Annotated in this window: 15 protein-coding genes; 12 read left to right on the forward strand and 3 right to left on the reverse strand. The window is 38.7% G+C overall.

Translation table 11 applies throughout. The annotated features are described in order from the left end of the window. The first annotated feature begins 214 nt into the window (after positions 1–214). Positions 215–4,279 carry an ExeM/NucH family extracellular endonuclease gene (locus AC27JP_RS19765; protein WP_487117657.1) on the forward strand — a complete coding sequence of 1,355 codons (4,065 nt, stop codon included), beginning with the start codon at positions 215–217 and terminating at the stop codon, positions 4,277–4,279. A 225-nt stretch (positions 4,280–4,504) separates the two neighbouring features. Then, the gene (locus tag AC27JP_RS19770; RefSeq protein ID WP_487117658.1) at positions 4,505–4,867 is read left to right on the forward strand and encodes a DUF4870 domain-containing protein; all 363 of its coding nucleotides are present in this window, start codon (positions 4,505–4,507) and stop codon (positions 4,865–4,867) included. A 15-nt stretch (positions 4,868–4,882) separates the two neighbouring features. Here AC27JP_RS19770 and AC27JP_RS19775 read toward each other — a convergent pair whose 3' ends face one another. Further along, entirely contained in the window at positions 4,883–5,821 is a 939-nt protein-coding gene (locus tag AC27JP_RS19775) for a GlxA family transcriptional regulator (RefSeq protein WP_487117659.1), read from the reverse strand. Positions 5,822–5,930: 109 nt separating this feature from the next. Here AC27JP_RS19775 and AC27JP_RS19780 point away from each other — a divergent pair, with 109 nt between their 5' ends. Together AC27JP_RS19780 and AC27JP_RS19785 are read left to right on the forward strand one after the other, a co-directional pair. Next, the gene (locus tag AC27JP_RS19780) at positions 5,931–6,335 is read left to right on the forward strand and encodes a YybH family protein (RefSeq protein WP_487117660.1); all 405 of its coding nucleotides are present in this window, start codon (positions 5,931–5,933) and stop codon (positions 6,333–6,335) included. A 153-nt stretch (positions 6,336–6,488) separates the two neighbouring features. Further along, positions 6,489–7,037 (forward strand): hypothetical protein, encoded by a 549-nt coding sequence (locus tag AC27JP_RS19785; RefSeq protein ID WP_487117661.1) that lies wholly within the window; start codon positions 6,489–6,491, stop codon positions 7,035–7,037. A 47-nt stretch (positions 7,038–7,084) separates the two neighbouring features. On the opposite strand, the gene AC27JP_RS19790 is transcribed toward AC27JP_RS19785, so the two are convergent. Both AC27JP_RS19790 and AC27JP_RS19795 read right to left on the reverse strand, forming a co-directional pair. After that, positions 7,085–7,654 carry a GNAT family N-acetyltransferase gene (locus AC27JP_RS19790; RefSeq protein ID WP_487117662.1) on the reverse strand — a complete coding sequence of 190 codons (570 nt, stop codon included), beginning with the start codon at positions 7,652–7,654 and terminating at the stop codon, positions 7,085–7,087. A 55-nt stretch (positions 7,655–7,709) separates the two neighbouring features. Then, on the reverse strand, positions 7,710–8,354 hold the full coding sequence (locus tag AC27JP_RS19795; RefSeq protein ID WP_487117663.1) for a class I SAM-dependent methyltransferase: 645 nt from the start codon (positions 8,352–8,354) through the stop codon (positions 7,710–7,712). 226 nt (positions 8,355–8,580) lie between these two features. Between AC27JP_RS19795 and AC27JP_RS19800 the strand changes: the two genes are divergently transcribed. The 8 genes from AC27JP_RS19800 (at position 8,581) to pspA (ending at position 15,734) form a co-directional block, all read left to right on the forward strand. Further along, complete coding sequence (locus tag AC27JP_RS19800; RefSeq protein WP_487117664.1) at positions 8,581–9,048, forward strand: MarR family winged helix-turn-helix transcriptional regulator; 468 nt, start codon at positions 8,581–8,583, stop codon at positions 9,046–9,048. Between the two features lie 85 nt (positions 9,049–9,133). Next, entirely contained in the window at positions 9,134–9,643 is a 510-nt protein-coding gene (locus tag AC27JP_RS19805; protein WP_487117665.1) for a GNAT family N-acetyltransferase, read from the forward strand. An 89-nt stretch (positions 9,644–9,732) separates the two neighbouring features. After that, on the forward strand, positions 9,733–10,146 hold the full coding sequence (locus AC27JP_RS19810; RefSeq protein ID WP_487117666.1) for a DUF1496 domain-containing protein: 414 nt from the start codon (positions 9,733–9,735) through the stop codon (positions 10,144–10,146). A 361-nt stretch (positions 10,147–10,507) separates the two neighbouring features. Then, positions 10,508–11,311 carry a hypothetical protein gene (locus AC27JP_RS19815; protein WP_487117667.1) on the forward strand — a complete coding sequence of 268 codons (804 nt, stop codon included), beginning with the start codon at positions 10,508–10,510 and terminating at the stop codon, positions 11,309–11,311. A gap of 493 nt (positions 11,312–11,804) precedes the next feature. Next, entirely contained in the window at positions 11,805–12,830 is a 1,026-nt protein-coding gene (gene dusA, locus AC27JP_RS19820; protein WP_487117668.1) for a tRNA dihydrouridine(20/20a) synthase DusA, read from the forward strand. Between the two features lie 692 nt (positions 12,831–13,522). Further along, complete coding sequence (locus tag AC27JP_RS19825; RefSeq protein WP_487117669.1) at positions 13,523–14,398, forward strand: sulfurtransferase; 876 nt, start codon at positions 13,523–13,525, stop codon at positions 14,396–14,398. Between the two features lie 366 nt (positions 14,399–14,764). Continuing rightward, positions 14,765–15,058 (forward strand): hypothetical protein, encoded by a 294-nt coding sequence (locus AC27JP_RS19830; RefSeq protein ID WP_487117670.1) that lies wholly within the window; start codon positions 14,765–14,767, stop codon positions 15,056–15,058. A 13-nt stretch (positions 15,059–15,071) separates the two neighbouring features. Then, on the forward strand, positions 15,072–15,734 hold the full coding sequence (gene pspA, locus AC27JP_RS19835; protein ID WP_487117671.1) for a phage shock protein PspA: 663 nt from the start codon (positions 15,072–15,074) through the stop codon (positions 15,732–15,734). Positions 15,735–15,749 lie beyond the last annotated feature (15 nt).

Raw genomic sequence — 15,749 nt, forward strand, 5'->3', positions numbered from 1 at the left:
TTAATTTAATACTTATAAATGCTAATTTTGGCGGTTTATATTTCTGATTGATATTTGACCAGAAGGTCAGCTTGTGAGAAATTAGTTGTTGCAAAAATGTAAATTAAAATTATAAAAAAATTTAAATAGTGCCCGTTATGTAATCTTTTTGTCACGTAACGATGCCACATTGCTCAACAACCCAAGTAAAAAATAAACTGCTGAGGAAATCAAAATGAAATTGAGAACTGTTGCGCTCTCATTATCGTTATTTGCTGGAAGTACGTATGCAGATACCATAATAGATGCCTGTTTTAACTGCCCCCCTTTAGACCAAATAGCCGACGCTGATACCTTTAATGACGCCGAGTATTATGCTGACGCCATTGCTGCGATTAGCAGTAATTCATCTGCCGTGACGATTAAAGAGAATATCACTGCCGCGATCACAGCAAATCACAGGAACTTAACCTATTCTGAGGTTTGGACTGCCTTAACAAAAACTGATGAAGACCCGAACAATACCGATAATGTTATTTTACTTTATAGCGGCATATCTCTCGCTAAAATGTCGAATGGCAGTGGCTCACAAAGCACCAATCAAGACAACTGGAACCGTGAACACGTATGGCCTAAAAGCCATGGTTTCTCTAGCTCTAGCTTAGAAGCATACACAGATATTCATCATTTAAGACCTACAGACATTTCGATCAATTCGTCACGTGGCAACTTAGATTTTGATAACAGTGACTCGCCGTTAAGCGAAGCACCTGCTAACCGAGTTGACAGTGACTCATTCGAGCCGCGTGATTCAGTAAAAGGCGACGCTGCCCGCATGATCTTTTATATGGATACCCGTTATGAAGGCTTTGACGCAACGCCAGATTTGGAAGTGGTTGACCGTTTAACATCAACTAGCGAAGCGGCACTTGGTCGTTTATGCCGTTTACTTGAATGGCATAATGCCGATCCAGTAGATGCCACTGAACAAGAAAGAAACCGCAGAATTTACGAATTCCAAGGTAACCGTAACCCGTTTATTGATCACCCAGAATGGGTCGAACTGCTATATAGCGCCGAAGCATGTTCTGGCGATGGTGACAATGGTGGTGGCGATAACGGTGGCGGCGACAATGGCGGCGGAGACAACGGCGGTGGTGATAATGGTGGCGGCGATAACGGCGGCAGTTCATCAAGCGGATTGTTTATTTCTGAGTACATTGAAGGTAGTAGCTTTAACAAAGCCCTTGAAATATTTAACCCATCAAACACTGACATTGATTTGTCAGCAGACAACTACCAGTTAGGTCGTTTCAGTAATGGTGGCACCACGCCATCTATGATCAGCTTAACCGGCACCATTGCTGCTAATGGCACCTTTGTTATTGCCAATAGCCAAGCGTCGACAGCAGTAACCGACTTAGCTGATCAATTAAGTGGCTCACTAAGTCATAACGGTGATGATGCTTATGTACTTTACAAAAATGACGAAGTCGTTGACTCATTTGGTAATGTTGGTGAAGATCCAGGCTCAGCATGGGGCAGCGATACCAGCACCACCAAAGACAACACTTTACGTCGTAATGAAACCGTTGTTAGTGGCGACACCATCATTAATGATAATTTCGACCCAGCACAAGAATGGACCGGCACAGGTAAAGATGACTTTTCAGACTTAGGTTTGCACACCATCATTAACCCTGAAATTTTTATCTCAGAATATATTGAAGGTAGCAGTTTTAACAAAGCGTTAGAATTTTACAATCCTTCACCGTCTGAGGTTGACCTAGCGGCTGAAAACTATCAGCTTGGTTTATTCACTAACGGTAACACTAGCGGCAACATGATCACCCTTGACGGCATCATTGCTGGCAACAGTGTTTATGTTATTGCTAACACAAGTGCCGACAGTGCCATTCTTGATGTTGCCGACCAAGTTACCGGCTCTCTTAGTCACAACGGTGATGACGCTTACGTACTTTATAAAAATGGTGAAGTAGTCGACTCAATTGGCCAAGTTGGCGTTGACCCAGGTTCACAATGGGGTAGTGACTTAACCAGCACTAAAGACAATACCTTAGTGCGTAAAGCAGCAGTAACTGCCGGTGATACGATTATTGATGACGAATTCGACCCATCGCTTGAGTGGGAAGGTTTTGCTAATAACACTTTCGATAACATTGGCGAACATGAAAGTTCAGGTGGCGGCGATCCAATCAGTTTAATCGGTGAGTGTGCTGACCCGGCAACTTTCATTAGTGCTGTGCAAGGTACAGGCTTTACTTCTCCTGTGGTTGGTGAAGTACATATAATTGAAGGTGTCGTTACTGCCTCATTCCCAGCATTGAATGGTTTCTTCGTACAAGAAGAAGATATGGACCAAGACGCCGACAGCCTAAGTTCTGAAGGTATCTTCGTTGCAGTATCAAACGACGAATATCCAGTTCAAGGTAGCGTAGTACGTGCTATTGGTAGCATTTCTGAAAGCTACGGAAAAACTCAACTTAACTTAAGCGAAGCGTTTCTTGATTGTGGCGTCGACAGTGTTGCCGCAACGACTTTAAGCTTACCGTTTAGCTCAAGTGAAGCACGTGAAAGCATCGAAGGCATGTTAGTTTATGTTGAAGATACCTTAATGGTAACCGACAATTACAGCTTAGGTCGTTACGGCGAAGTTGGCTTATCAAAAGGTCGTGTTTACGTACCAACTAACATTCACCTTCCAGGCTCAGCTGAATACACAGCATTAGCGGCAACCAATGCGCTAAATAGCATTACCCTTGATGACGGAATGAATGGTTCAAACCCTGATGAGGTTATTTACCCAACTGGCGGTTTATCGGCTGACAACACCCTACGTATGGGTGACTCGGTTGATAATCTTGAAGGTGTAGTGGATTACAGCTTTGGCAAATACCGAATTATTCCGACCCAAGAGCCAAGTTTTACTGATACTAATGCCAGAACGGCAGAGCCAGAGCTAGTAGAAGGTAACTTACGTATTGCCAGCTTCAACGTCTTAAACTACTTCAATGGCGACGGCATTGGCGGTGGCTTCCCAACGTCTCGCGGCGCCGACACTGCAGAAGAATTTGAACGCCAACGTAACAAAGTTATTAGCGCAATTTCTACCATTGAAGCCGACATTATTGGTTTACTGGAAGTAGAAAATGATGGCTTTGGTGAGCACAGTGCAATTCAAGACTTAGTGAACGGTTTAAATGCCGTGGCACCAGCCGGTGTTCACTACAGCTTTGTTAATCCGCATATTGCCGCTGATCCAGAAACAGGTATTGAATTATTAGGTGGCGACAGCATTAAAGTGGCGATGATCTACAACGACTTAGCTGTTACCGAATTTGGTACTACTGCGTATTTAACTGACTTCCCGTTTGAATACCATAACCGTCCGCCAATGGTGCAAACGTTTAGAGCCACAGAAACCGGTGAGCGACTAACTGTCGCAATCAACCATTTCCGTTCGAAAGGTTGTTCTAGTAGCGGTGGTGTTGAAAACGAAGACAAGTTAGACGGCCAAGGCTGTTATAACTTACGTCGTGTACAAGCAGCAGAAGCTATTACCGCATGGTTAGCACAATCGCCAACCGGTGTTGAAGACGAAGATGTATTAATTATTGGTGACTTAAACGCTTACAGCAAAGAAGACCCAGTAACCACACTTGAAAACGCAGGTTACACTAACTTAGCGCAGAAATTTGTTGGTGACATGGCTTATTCTTACGCCTACCGTGGTGAAATTGGTACTTTAGATCACGCGCTCGCATCAGCTTCATTAGCTGAGAAAGCGGTTGATTTAACCGAATGGCACATTAACGCTGACGAACCCTTAATTCTTGACTACAACACGGAATACAAAAACGAAGAGCAAGTGCACACTATGTATAATAGTGACGCTTACCGCGCTTCTGACCATGACCCTGTGGTAATGGAATTCAACGGTGAAACACCAATGCTAACCAAAAGCAAAATTAAAGAAGGTTTAGGCCCAAGAGCACGTTGGAAAACATTCCGTTTCCGCGTACCCAAAGGAGCAGTTAGCTTTAAAGCTACGATAACTGGCGGTATTGGTGAAGCCGACCTTTACGTGCGACATGGTAAAAAGCCAAACAGAAGAAAGTTTGACTGTGCGCCACGTTTAGAAGGTAACGAAGAAGTTTGTGAATTTATCAACCCTGAACCGGGTAAATGGCGAATTCGCGTGCGTGGCGAACGTTTTTATGACGATGTAACCTTAAAACTAGAAGCGGTATATCCAGAGCGTTTACACAAAAAACACTAATTGCTACTGTAAAACTATTGAGCAATTAAAATGATCAAAGCCAACGAGTAATGTCGTTGGCTTTTTTGTGTTTAGCTGTTTTGTTGTAGCTGGAAATAAACTTGCCTTTAAACCCTTGCGCTTAAGGTAGTAGTAAAAATTAAAAGGTCTTCAGTTCTGTGTTGAGTATTGCTCAGAAGTCTGCATAATAAACGATTGTGCTTTAATAATTACAAGGATAGTTATATGTCTGAAAATAGAGAAGAATATTGGGGAATGCCCCTAAATACCTACTGTATGATGATTCACTTAAGTCAATTGTCTAGTATCATTATTCCAGGGTTAGGCTTTATTTTACCTATCGTTATGTGGGCAACGAATAAAGACAAACATGAAAGTATAGACCAACACGGAAAAACAACACTTAATTGGCTAATTAGCCTGTTTATATACTCTATCGTGTGTGGGGTTTTAGCTTTTATATTTATAGGGATAATTGGCCTAATTGTATTGGCAATACTTAATTTCATCTTTGCAATCATTGCCGCTATTAAGGCTAATGATAACCAATTATGGGTTTATCCTCTTAGCATTAGGTTTATTAAGTAAACCATTCAATAGCGTCTAAACAAACCGCGCTTTAAAGGCACTTGGGCTAAGGCCAATTACTTTAATAAACACTTTGCGTAAACTGTTGACGTCGTCGTAACCGACGTTGGCAGATATTTGTTCAAAACTTTGTTTGCTGGTTTCTAATAACTCACAGGCTTTTTGTACGCGCAGGCGTTGAATGTATTGCATTGGCTTGAGTGAGGTTGCGCTGGTAAAGTGTCGTAAAAAAGTGCGTTCACTTAATATGGCAATTTCTGCCAATTTGCTAATGGTGATTGGCTGTGAAAAGTTGGCTTGTAGATAATGCTGCACGTTAAGTATCGCTTGGTTGCCATGACTAAATGACGGCGTAAAACTGCCATAGTAACGTTGTTCTCGCTTACCAGTATCAACAATCAGTAGCTTACCTAGTTTGCGCATAATATGCGGCTTCATAAATTGTGCAACTAGCTCTAGCCCTAAATCTAGCCACGACATTAGCCCACCAGCACAAATAATATCACCGTCGTTTATTAATAAGCTTTCTATATTTAATTTCACTTTTGGAAAAGTGTCGGAAAACTGTTCCGCTAACTGCCAATGAGTAGTTGCCGTGCGGTTATCAAGTAAACCCGTATGCGCCAAGGTAAAAGCGCTGGCGCATGCCGAGCACAATATTGCCCCTGAATGATGGCTGGTTTTTAGCAGTGATAGTAGTTCTACAGGTGGCTGTTGAAAGTAGGCTTCATTAGAATTTGGCGGCAAAATAACAAGTTCAAAATGTTGGCTGGCGATAGTATCAAACTGAGTATTAAGTTGCTCATGCTGAATAAGGTGAATGACAAAAGTGCTATCTAACTGCTGCTGATTGGCAATTTTGTTCGCCATGGTAAATAGTTCAGTTAAACCATGCACGGCACTTTGCAGTGCTTGCGGGTAATCAATTAGCGCAATATGGATTTGTTTTGTCATTATTAAACCGTTTTATGTCAGTTACGCCATAGGTATGAGTTGTGCAAGTTTTGCATAATATCACCCACTAACCAAGTATTAAGCTAATCGAAAAAGCTAGGAGCTAAACATGACTGAGCAAAAAACAGGGCAAAAACAAGTTTCACAACCAGCGCAAGCACACGTATTACAAGCAGTTAACGAGGCAAGTGCTAGATGGAAAGCGGCCTTTAACCGTGGTGACTATGTAGGTTGTGCGGCGCAATACGAAGTTGATGCGGTAATGAATGCCATGCCATTTGGACAATTTAAAGGCCGAGAAGCCATTCAAGCATTTTGGCAGCAACTTATTGCTGATGGTTTTTCAGATGTTGACTATGTTGAGCCAAGCATTGAAGTGCTCGATGACAACAGCGCGGTATTAAAGTCAGGCTGGAAAATGAATAAAGCCGCCGGCATTATCACCAATGAGCTATGGGTTATACAAAGCGACGGCACAGCTAAGTTACGTGAAGATGATTTTGTAGCGCAGTAGTATTGGTGATTTATCCAGTAAAACTTTGAAGTTATAGCTTTTCTATACGAGATATCGCATTTAAAAGCTTTGCTTTATTTGTTTTTAGATTGTTGTAAACTATCTGAAAAATAGTATTTTATTTGAATCTGCTCCGTATAAAAAAGGATTTTTATGTCTTCAAAGTTTTTAAAATCAATTCTCGTTTTTAATCGCTCACAAAATAAAGCACCAAACTTTATTCTGATTTATCTATTAATTTCACTGTTTTGGCACAACCAGTTCTTTATCAGCTTAATGTTGCAAGAAGGTGGCTTTAGTGAAAGGTTAAATACTGCATTGTCAGAAAACACTCATCAATATATTGCGGTACTGTTTTTAACTGTTTTATTTTTCAGCTTGCGTTTAACGTATCTTTATTTTGCTAGCAAAACCAATGAGTTTATTGAAGCAGACGAGCCTATTGAAAAAAAAATAGGCGGCGACCAAATTTTTACGGAAAACAAAGACGTTGTTCGCTTACTCGATTTATTGGAAGAAACTAAAGTGAAACTAGCGAGAGTAAAGGAGTCTGAAGCACAAGCCCAGTCAGATAAAACTGCCGCTATTAGCGAACGGCTTGCGCTACAAGCAGAATTGGATTTAGCCATGGCAGATATCGCCATATTAACTAAATCGAATGAAGAACTTAAAACCAAATTAAACGAATTCCAAACCGCTTGAGCTGCAATGTTACGATACTGATGGCTTTTGTTAAGTGTAAAAGAGACTTATTGCTTAACATCTGCTTTGTTGGTGATACGCTCTAAGAAGATAACGTTTTTATCTGGGCTATTCAGCTTGGCACGACGAAAGCCATTTTTTTCCATTACCTTAATTGAAGCAATATTATTGATTTCAACCCCTCCGACGAGGGAGCGGATGTTCTTGTCTAAATATGCCCAATTAACTAGTCCGTTAATTAACTCACTGCCATAACCTTTAGCCCAATAAGCTTCACCTAGTAGGTAGCCAATATGCAAATCTACTTGTGCCTGCTCTGTTTCATCGTCATAGAGAAAAGCAAAGCCAATAATTTCATCGCTTGCTTTGAGCTGGATGGATAACAAGCAGCTTTCTTTAATTCTTTGTTGCCACCATTTACTGGCCTCTTGATAGCTTGTAATGTTTTGCCAGTCAGCGGGTAGCGAGCTAGTGACTGCTGGCGTTAACAATTGCAAAACTTTATCTGTGTATAACCGTTTACTGTCGTCATCAACTATTTGAGACTTAACACTTTTAATTAATAGTCGTTCTGTATGAAACGTGCACCTTTGGTGTAACGGTAAACGAGCTGTCATGGTAAATCTCCTTTGTAGAGGTTTGTCAAAATGCTTTCTTATTAAGCTTACACCTCTATGCTTTATAACCTGTGATTATTGAGGCAGTGGCATTTGGCTCTCTGTGTTCGGTATTTGATATATTTGAAAAGCCACTATTACTGAGTAATTCGACAATACCATTTCTGCTTTTAAGTTCATGATGGCATGACAAACCATCGTTATCGTCAATTGGAGCTTGGCCATATTCCTCTGACTCTTCCCAGAGATCGTCAATAGAAATAAACCGACCTGATGGTTTTAGAATTCTCAATACTTCTTTAAGCCCAGCTTTAACATCTAGCCAATGATGCAGGGTATTAACGGCTATCACTAAATCGCAACTTTCATTTTCAGCCGGTATGTTTTCTGCCCCGGCAAGTAAAAAGCTTATGTGTTGTTGGTTATTATTGGCTGTAAGTTGTGAGGCTATTTCGAGCATTTTAGGTGTTGGGTCGATGCCCGTAACATGTCCTGTTGTCAGCTTACTGGCAATGGCTCTAACAGCGGCTCCGCTGCCACAACCTATATCTAAAACTGTTTCTGAGGGTAAAAGATTGCAGAATTCAGGAATTTTTTTGTGCAGTAGCAGCTCTCCCCATTGGTTGACGTATTCTTCTGTATGCTTGTCGTTCCATGCACTAGCGAGTTGGGCATTTGGGTTGTTTTTTATCTGTGTCATATTTTCACTCATTAAGGTTAGTCTGTCTAACCATTATCTTTATTTTGGTTAGTTAGTCAAACTATGTTTATTTTTGAAGATGTTCAGATAAAATGCGAGTGCTAGTTACATATATATATATTTTCTGGGAAATTCTTTAAATTATGAATAGTTAGCACTTTTTTTTCAGAAATGTTATTTTGTTAGATAAGCTAACTAAATGAATTGATTTAATAATGGTTTAACTATGGATTTGGAATATTCTCTAATAAAATTTCAGCGCATAATATCTAGAACGTGGGATATTCAAACGTTTGATAATAAAGAAAACAGTTTGAGCTATAGCGAATTTGAGTACTTGTTATGTGTTCATATTGCTGAGAATGCTGAAATTGATCCGGCCAGTGAAAAGCATGACGATAGTACGCATTTATCGGCACTGGCTGCTGAAATGCAAGTGCAAAAGTCTTCGGCTAGTGTCATGGTGAATAAATTGGAAAAGCGAGAATTAATATATCGCGCCACTTGTCAGTATGATGCTAGGGCACAGCATATATTGTTAACTGAAAAAGGCCGGAAATTATTCTTAAGTATTCAAAGCTCTGTTTATAAAAACTTGGCAAAGTCGTTTAAAGGCATGTTAGAAGATAAAGAGTATGATGATTTTACGAAAACACTCGCCAAGATTTGTGCTAGTTATCCTAATGAAAGTTGATCGTGAAAACGCTGGTTTTTAGTCGTTTACCGCTTTTTGTGCCTAACTATTATTTGCCTTTTTAAGAGGCGTATCATGGAGCTATATGAAGTTTGAAGTATTAACTAGGCATCATTTAAAACCATTATTAGATTTTGAGTTAGAAAATAAAGCCTGGTTTGAATCATTAATCGAGCCAAGAGCTAATGACTTTTACTCTGAGCAAGGAGTAGGTGAGCATATTGCCGAGCAAATCAATCATATGAATTTAGGCACTGCTTATTGTGGTGTGCTTATTCAAGATAACGTTATAGTCGCTAGAGGCAATCTAAAAGGTATTGTGGATAATAAAGCGTCTGTAGGTTACAGAGTTTCAAAGCAATTTACCTCCCAAGGATTTGCAAGCGCCTGTTTAACTGAGTTAATTAAAATAGCGCAACATAAATTCGCCATCAAAATGCTGTATGCTCAAGTTTTAGATAATAACCCAGCATCACAACATGTGTTGGAAAAACAAGGCTTCAAAGTTATTGGTAATAAACCGAATTTTATCACTTTGAATAATCAACAACTTGCTTGTAGTGAGTTATGTTTAAAATTAGTGGTAAACGAATAACCGCAGTTGGCAACTTTCAAGTTGTTAACTATGTCAGCTAACTTAATATTAAGTCTAGGTAATTGGGCGTTATGCTTTAAGGATAAACCATGATGAAATTCATATATTTAGTACCTCTTCTTGTGAGTTTTTCTTCTTTTTCTCAATCATTTACTGAGGAGAAGGATGGAATTCAGTTAAATGACAACAGCTTTCCGTGGGAGCTGGTAATTGATAGAGGCAAGATTTTAGGCTGCGTTTATGAAAACAGGTTTTATTCGTTGGGGGCTATTTTAATTTTAGAGTCATTGCCGCGAAAGTGTGCTTTAGCAACCGATAGAAATGGTGTTTGGCAGCAACTGTCTGAATCAGAAATGATTAATTTTGAAAAAAATATAAAAACACAGCAAAAATTAGAAAGAGAGTCGACTTATATAGGTAGTAAGCCGATAAATAGAGAAGAGGCTCGATTGATACGTTATTTACGCAAGGTAAAGGAATTTGCTGATAAGAGTAAAAATTAATAACGATCGTATCAAAGCTGAAAAGGCATTACTTAAACTGAAAAAAGTGCAAAAACATAAAAATGCGCTTTACTATTTTTAGCGATCAACGGATGAAGATATCTGTGAAAGAGAAACGTAGTAATGACGTAATATTGAATGCGATAGCGGATAAGTCAAAAGACGCTAAAACTAGAAAGAAAGCCCTATGCTAAGGTGTTTGATTTAATTGAGCGGAGCGACCCCCGTTTTAGTAATACGGGGGTAAAGTCTTTTATTAAATGTATTAGTATTTTTAACATTTTAATTAATAATTTGTTGAGGCTCATCTTAGTCTAATGTTAAGGTTTTGTTTTTAAGAGTGTTTTAGGTTTTTTGATTTATGGGTCAATTGAAGTTTATCGCGTTATGTTTTCAGCAAAATTATTTGGCTGGTGCTGTTATGGCAATGGGTGTCCCTTTTACAGTTAAATTGATAAATGATTTAAATAAGCTAGGTATTAATTATACTGAGTTTGTATTCTGGGTATTGGGTGTATTAGGCTTGGTTTTGGGGGTATGTTTATCTCATATGTCAAAAGTCAAAGGTTCCAAAGTTAACTGGGAGAACTGGGCTTTTGTAGCGAATAATAAGGCTATCGGGTTAGTTGTTCTGTTATTCACTTTGTCACCAATGATATTAAAGCTAGGATTGCACCCTAACATTAACTATCAACCAAATTTGATTTTTTACTCTTATTGGTTTTGTGGTCTTAATTTTTTCTTTTTTATACTATTTTTTAAAGTATTGGCGCCTAAAGTATATAAATTTTCAGATTATAGTGACTTTATTGTTAGGTCAGGATCGTTTATTCATTTGAGAGATGAAATTTCAGAAGTCATTTCTAATTTAGATAAATTGAGAGACAAAGATAAAGATAAAGATCCATATTTAGACTCTGATATTAAAATTTTGAAATCTATTGGTCAAGATAATGACTTATCACTTCCTGATGCATATGAGATTCTCCGAAAGCGCTCTTCATATATAGGGGCTTATAGAGTAGAGTTTGTAGGAATATTCATATTAATTCCTGTATATATTTTGCCATTGCTTTTTATTGCTAATATAACTCTGGTTGCTACAGAAGCATCAAATCTTCTTTATGACACTAATTCCTACGTAGATTCGATATTTGGCTCTTGATTGAATTTATTGTGTAGTTTATGCGGAAATAACTGAGTATAAACCTGCGAAAGAACATTTAAATTTCTATGTCCTGTAACTTAGGCTACTTCTTCAACAGAGTAGCCTTATTTGAATAATCTGAACACTCCTTCACGCCATATAGTTCAACCTGTATAACTTTACAAATCTGCATCTTCAATATTTAGATCTAATACTACGCGTAAAGAAATAATTCTATTGGTTTCCAACTCATTAACATAGTTTCCTGAACGCGTTTTTTTAATAAATTATAGCGAGTTCTTTTTTACGGAAAGTTTTAGATTCTCGGTGTATAATCGCATTGTTTTTATAACAACAATGCCACAACGGTAATTGAAGTCAGCATTGGCTTTAGCGCGTTTTGTCATTGTGAATGATGCCATTGAGAATCTAACTTATTTATGGTGTATCAAAGATCGAAACTGAAGGTTATTCAAAGTAATTCATACAGTAGTAATTGTAAGGTAGAAAAGTGTCAAGCCCAGTAAAACCAATAAACTCAACAAATTCAATAAGTCACCGGCTTTCTATAGCACCTATGCTCGATTGGACTGATCGTCATTGTCGTTATTTTTATCGCGTAATGTCAAAGCACACTGTGTTATACACCGAAATGGTAACAACAGGGGCGATTCTATTTGGTAAAGGCAATTACCTTGAATATAACGAGCAGGAGCATCCTTTGGTGTTGCAGCTTGGTGGCAGTGATGTAAAAGCGATGACGGAGTGCGCAAAAATTGCTGAACAGCATGGTTATGACGAAATTAACATTAATGTTGGTTGTCCGTCTGATCGTGTGCAAAATGGCATGTTTGGCGCGTGTTTAATGGCTGAGCCGCAATTGGTTGCTGATTGTGTATCGAGCATGCAAAACGCTACTAGTATTCCTACTACGGTTAAGTCTCGTATTGGTATTGATGATTTAGACAGCTATGAATTTTTGCACCAGTTTATGACGACGGTAAGTGCTGCAGGTTGTCAGCATTTTATTATTCATGCGCGTAAAGCTTGGCTAAGTGGTTTAAGCCCGAAGCAAAATAGAGATATTCCGCCTTTGGACTACCAAAGGGTTTATCAAATTAAACAAGATTTTCCTGAGTTAGAGATTTCAATTAACGGTGGAATTAAAAGTTTTGCAGAAGCTAATGATCACATGCAGCACATTGATGGCGTGATGATCGGCCGAGAAGTTTATCAAAACCCTTATATGCTAGTTGAAGCTGATAATGCTATTTGGCAAGCCAATGAGCCGGTGAAATCACGGCAAGCAGTTATTAATGAAATGGCGATATATATTAACCATCACGTTGCTAATGGCGGACGTGCCTGGCATGTAATAAGACATATGTTAGGTTTGTGCAATGGCTTAGCGGGAGCGAAACAATTCCGTCGCTTTTTAAGTGAAAACTGCAGCGGTAAAGAAGTGTCTGGTGATATTCTGCAACAAGCTTTTGATAGAGTGGTACAGCTAAATCCAGACTTAAACCTAGCCGTATAATTTAGCTAAAGCTTGTGTGTTAATTTGTCGCACTCGCTGTAAGTATGCGAATGGAAAATCCCGATATCGGTATGTGGCTTCTCGATTTCGGGACATTTTTAGTGTTAATTCTACTTTTCTCACAGTACTACTATAAATTCGCTATAAGTTAGTTAATTTAACCACACCGCTTGTCTATTAAGGCATTTTTAACAAATTATATTATTTTGTAAAAATTAAATTCAATTAAAAAACAATGAGTTAACATTTTTTTCGATCCTTGGCACAACCTTTGTAAGTGTTTATGCAACTTAACTAGTAACAATTTAAAATTATAGCTGTATTAACTGCTAAAAAGGAATGCTGCAATGACGAGCTTAACCATGTTATTTACCCTATTTATGTTACCCGGTGTGTGTATGCTGGCGACGTCGTTTGTTGTGGCGCGACTAGAGCAAGGAAAAAAAACTATTTTATCTTAAGATTCATAGCAGGATTATTTTGATACTAACCTTGTGATGTCATTTATCTGATGGCGATAAGCTAAGTTAGTTTTTATCTTGTTATGATTTTGTCACTTTGGCTATTTGTATATTTGATTTTTAGACAACTTTTCTTGCCACTTTTTTGTAATTTACCCGAGCTGTAACACTGTACTTTGTCATAAATCTCAGTTAATTTTGCTAGATGTTTATTGGTAATGTTCTGACATCATGACTTATTTTCAACAACTTATTTCTTGTACTGACCTGCATTCAATTCTAGATAGAAAAGATCTTGTGTTATTGGACGCGAGTATCCCTCCGGTTGGTAAAATGCAAGCGCCCGCACATAGTTGGCCAACCTATGCTATTCCCAATGCTCGTCGTTTTGACTTAAACCAAGACTTCTCTGATCTCGATAGTGAACAGCCTCACACTATGCCATCAAGTGAACATTTTGAACTTGCCGCGCGGGCATTAGGTGTTAGTCAACAAAGCCAGATTGTAGTTTATGATGACCTTGGTTTATTTTCCGCTGCACGCGCTTGGTATATGTTTAAGGCAATGGGGCACAAAAACATTGCTGTATTGGATGGAGGTTTACCTTATTGGCTGTCATTGAATAAGCCGATAGTAGAAAAAGCTGTAGGAGACTCTGTATCAGAAATTAACAACCTAACTGGTGATTTTGTTGCTCAAGCACAAACGGGATATTTTTGTGATTGGCGGGAAGTAGAACAACAAACAAAGCAACAGGAAGAGTTAATTCTTGATGCCAGAGCTAACGACCGATTTAAGGGGACCGTTGCAGAGCCACGTGCGGGTGTACGCAGTGGTCATATACCAACTTCAAAAAACTTACCTTATGCTGAACTATTTAATCATAACTCTGCCCATAACTTATTTAAATCACCAGATGAGCTGGTTGAAATATTCAAAGATTTAAATGCTAATAATACGCCTATGATTATGAGTTGTGGCTCAGGGGTAACTGCTTGTATTTTAGCCTTAGCGGCTGAGTTGAGTGGCTTGAGTGATGTTCGTGTTTATGATGGTTCATGGAGCGAGTGGGGTTCATTAGCCCATACGTCGATTGAAACAGGCTAACCTTGCTATAGCAATAAATGATGCTTTTAACGCTCGATAAGTAATAATTCAACGGCAGCGCCATGCTGCCAAACTCTTTTTTAATCATTTGCACATCACTTTCTCTTCGGTACTAAATTTCATCTCTAACTAGATAAAATAAGTGTTGGTTAATTTAACTAACCTAAGTGATTATATTGACCAATTTTTCGTGTGACATATTATGTCGTTAAATTAATGCTAGTTGATGGATTTATTAAAACCTAACAATAACAATCAATTAAAAAGTTTTTCTTAGTTGGCACAGCACTTGTAATAGTAATATCAGAAATCAACAAGAAGAGTTAAAAACTGACTTTTCATGTTACTGACATAAGGATATTAATAATGAAACTATTACAAAGTAAACAAGCTTTAAGCACCGTTTTATTATCTTGTACGTTGCTATTTACTATCAGCGCTTCTGCACAAGAAGCTTCTTTAGAACACAGTTTAGCAGCAACTGTACAGGCACAAGGACAAAAGGTTGCGCGTGATTTATCAGCGGAAGTGTCAAATTCAATTAAAGCTGAACTACGTCGCTTTTCAATGCGCTACACAACAGTTGACACGCAAGAAGTTGCGGCTGTGTCGAAGCAAACGAAATTACGTCAACAAAAACAAAAACCTTCAGAAGAGTAATAGGAGAAATACCATGGGCATGTTTTCACGATTCACAGACATTATTAACGCGAACATTAATTCAATGTTAGATAAGGCTGAAAATCCGGAAAAAATGATCAAGTTGATCATTCAAGAAATGGAAGAAACTTTAGTTGAAGTGCGCTCTACCGCGGCAAAACATATTGCCGAGAAGAAAACCGTAATGCGCAATATTCGCGAAATGGAAAGTCGTGTTGCTAATTGGCAGCAAAAAGCTGAGTTGGCGCTAAGTAAAGGCAGAGAAGATTTAGCAAAATCAGCCCTAGTTGAAAAGCAAAATTGTACACAAAAGCTTGCTGAATTTAATGAAGAACTAGCTCAGTTTGATGAGTACCTAACTGCTGTGCAACAAGACGGCCAGCGTTTGCAAGAAAAACTTACTGAAGCTAAACGTAAACAAGATGCTTATAAAGTGCGTCAACAGTCGGCAGAGGTCCGCTTGAAAGTTCGTGAAAAAGCCGCGGTTTATAATATTGATGAAGCGATTAGTAAATTCGAACGTTATCAACAAAAAATCGACCGAGTTGAAGCAGAAGTTGAAGCGTACGATATGACATCAGCAAAAGACTTGGATAGTCAATTTCGTGAGCTTGAGAAGGATGAGAATATCGAGCAAGAGCTTGAACAACTTAAGCAAAAAGTTGTTAACGGCTAATAGAGCCTAGAGGTA

The sequence above is a fragment of the Colwellia sp. SU-HH01172 genome (genome assembly GCF_057553355.1).

Bases quoted from the DNA above. Each gene is read 5' to 3' on its own strand.
- AC27JP_RS19830 (WP_487117670.1), top strand. From the start codon at position 14,765: ATGAAACTATTACAAAGTAAACAAGCTTTAAGCACCGTTTTATTATCT.
- AC27JP_RS19825 (WP_487117669.1), top strand. From the start codon at position 13,523: ATGACTTATTTTCAACAACTTATTTCTTGTACTGACCTGCATTCAATT.
- pspA (WP_487117671.1), top strand. From the start codon at position 15,072: ATGGGCATGTTTTCACGATTCACAGACATTATTAACGCGAACATTAAT.
- AC27JP_RS19775 (WP_487117659.1), bottom strand. From the start codon at position 5,821: ATGACAAAACAAATCCATATTGCGCTAATTGATTACCCGCAAGCACTG.
- AC27JP_RS19770 (WP_487117658.1), top strand. From the start codon at position 4,505: ATGTCTGAAAATAGAGAAGAATATTGGGGAATGCCCCTAAATACCTAC.
- AC27JP_RS19805 (WP_487117665.1), top strand. From the start codon at position 9,134: ATGAAGTTTGAAGTATTAACTAGGCATCATTTAAAACCATTATTAGAT.
- AC27JP_RS19765 (WP_487117657.1), top strand. From the start codon at position 215: ATGAAATTGAGAACTGTTGCGCTCTCATTATCGTTATTTGCTGGAAGT.
- AC27JP_RS19795 (WP_487117663.1), bottom strand. From the start codon at position 8,354: ATGACACAGATAAAAAACAACCCAAATGCCCAACTCGCTAGTGCATGG.
- AC27JP_RS19780 (WP_487117660.1), top strand. From the start codon at position 5,931: ATGACTGAGCAAAAAACAGGGCAAAAACAAGTTTCACAACCAGCGCAA.
- AC27JP_RS19815 (WP_487117667.1), top strand. From the start codon at position 10,508: ATGGGTCAATTGAAGTTTATCGCGTTATGTTTTCAGCAAAATTATTTG.
- AC27JP_RS19790 (WP_487117662.1), bottom strand. From the start codon at position 7,654: ATGACAGCTCGTTTACCGTTACACCAAAGGTGCACGTTTCATACAGAA.
- AC27JP_RS19800 (WP_487117664.1), top strand. From the start codon at position 8,581: ATGGATTTGGAATATTCTCTAATAAAATTTCAGCGCATAATATCTAGA.
- AC27JP_RS19785 (WP_487117661.1), top strand. From the start codon at position 6,489: ATGTCTTCAAAGTTTTTAAAATCAATTCTCGTTTTTAATCGCTCACAA.
- AC27JP_RS19810 (WP_487117666.1), top strand. From the start codon at position 9,733: ATGATGAAATTCATATATTTAGTACCTCTTCTTGTGAGTTTTTCTTCT.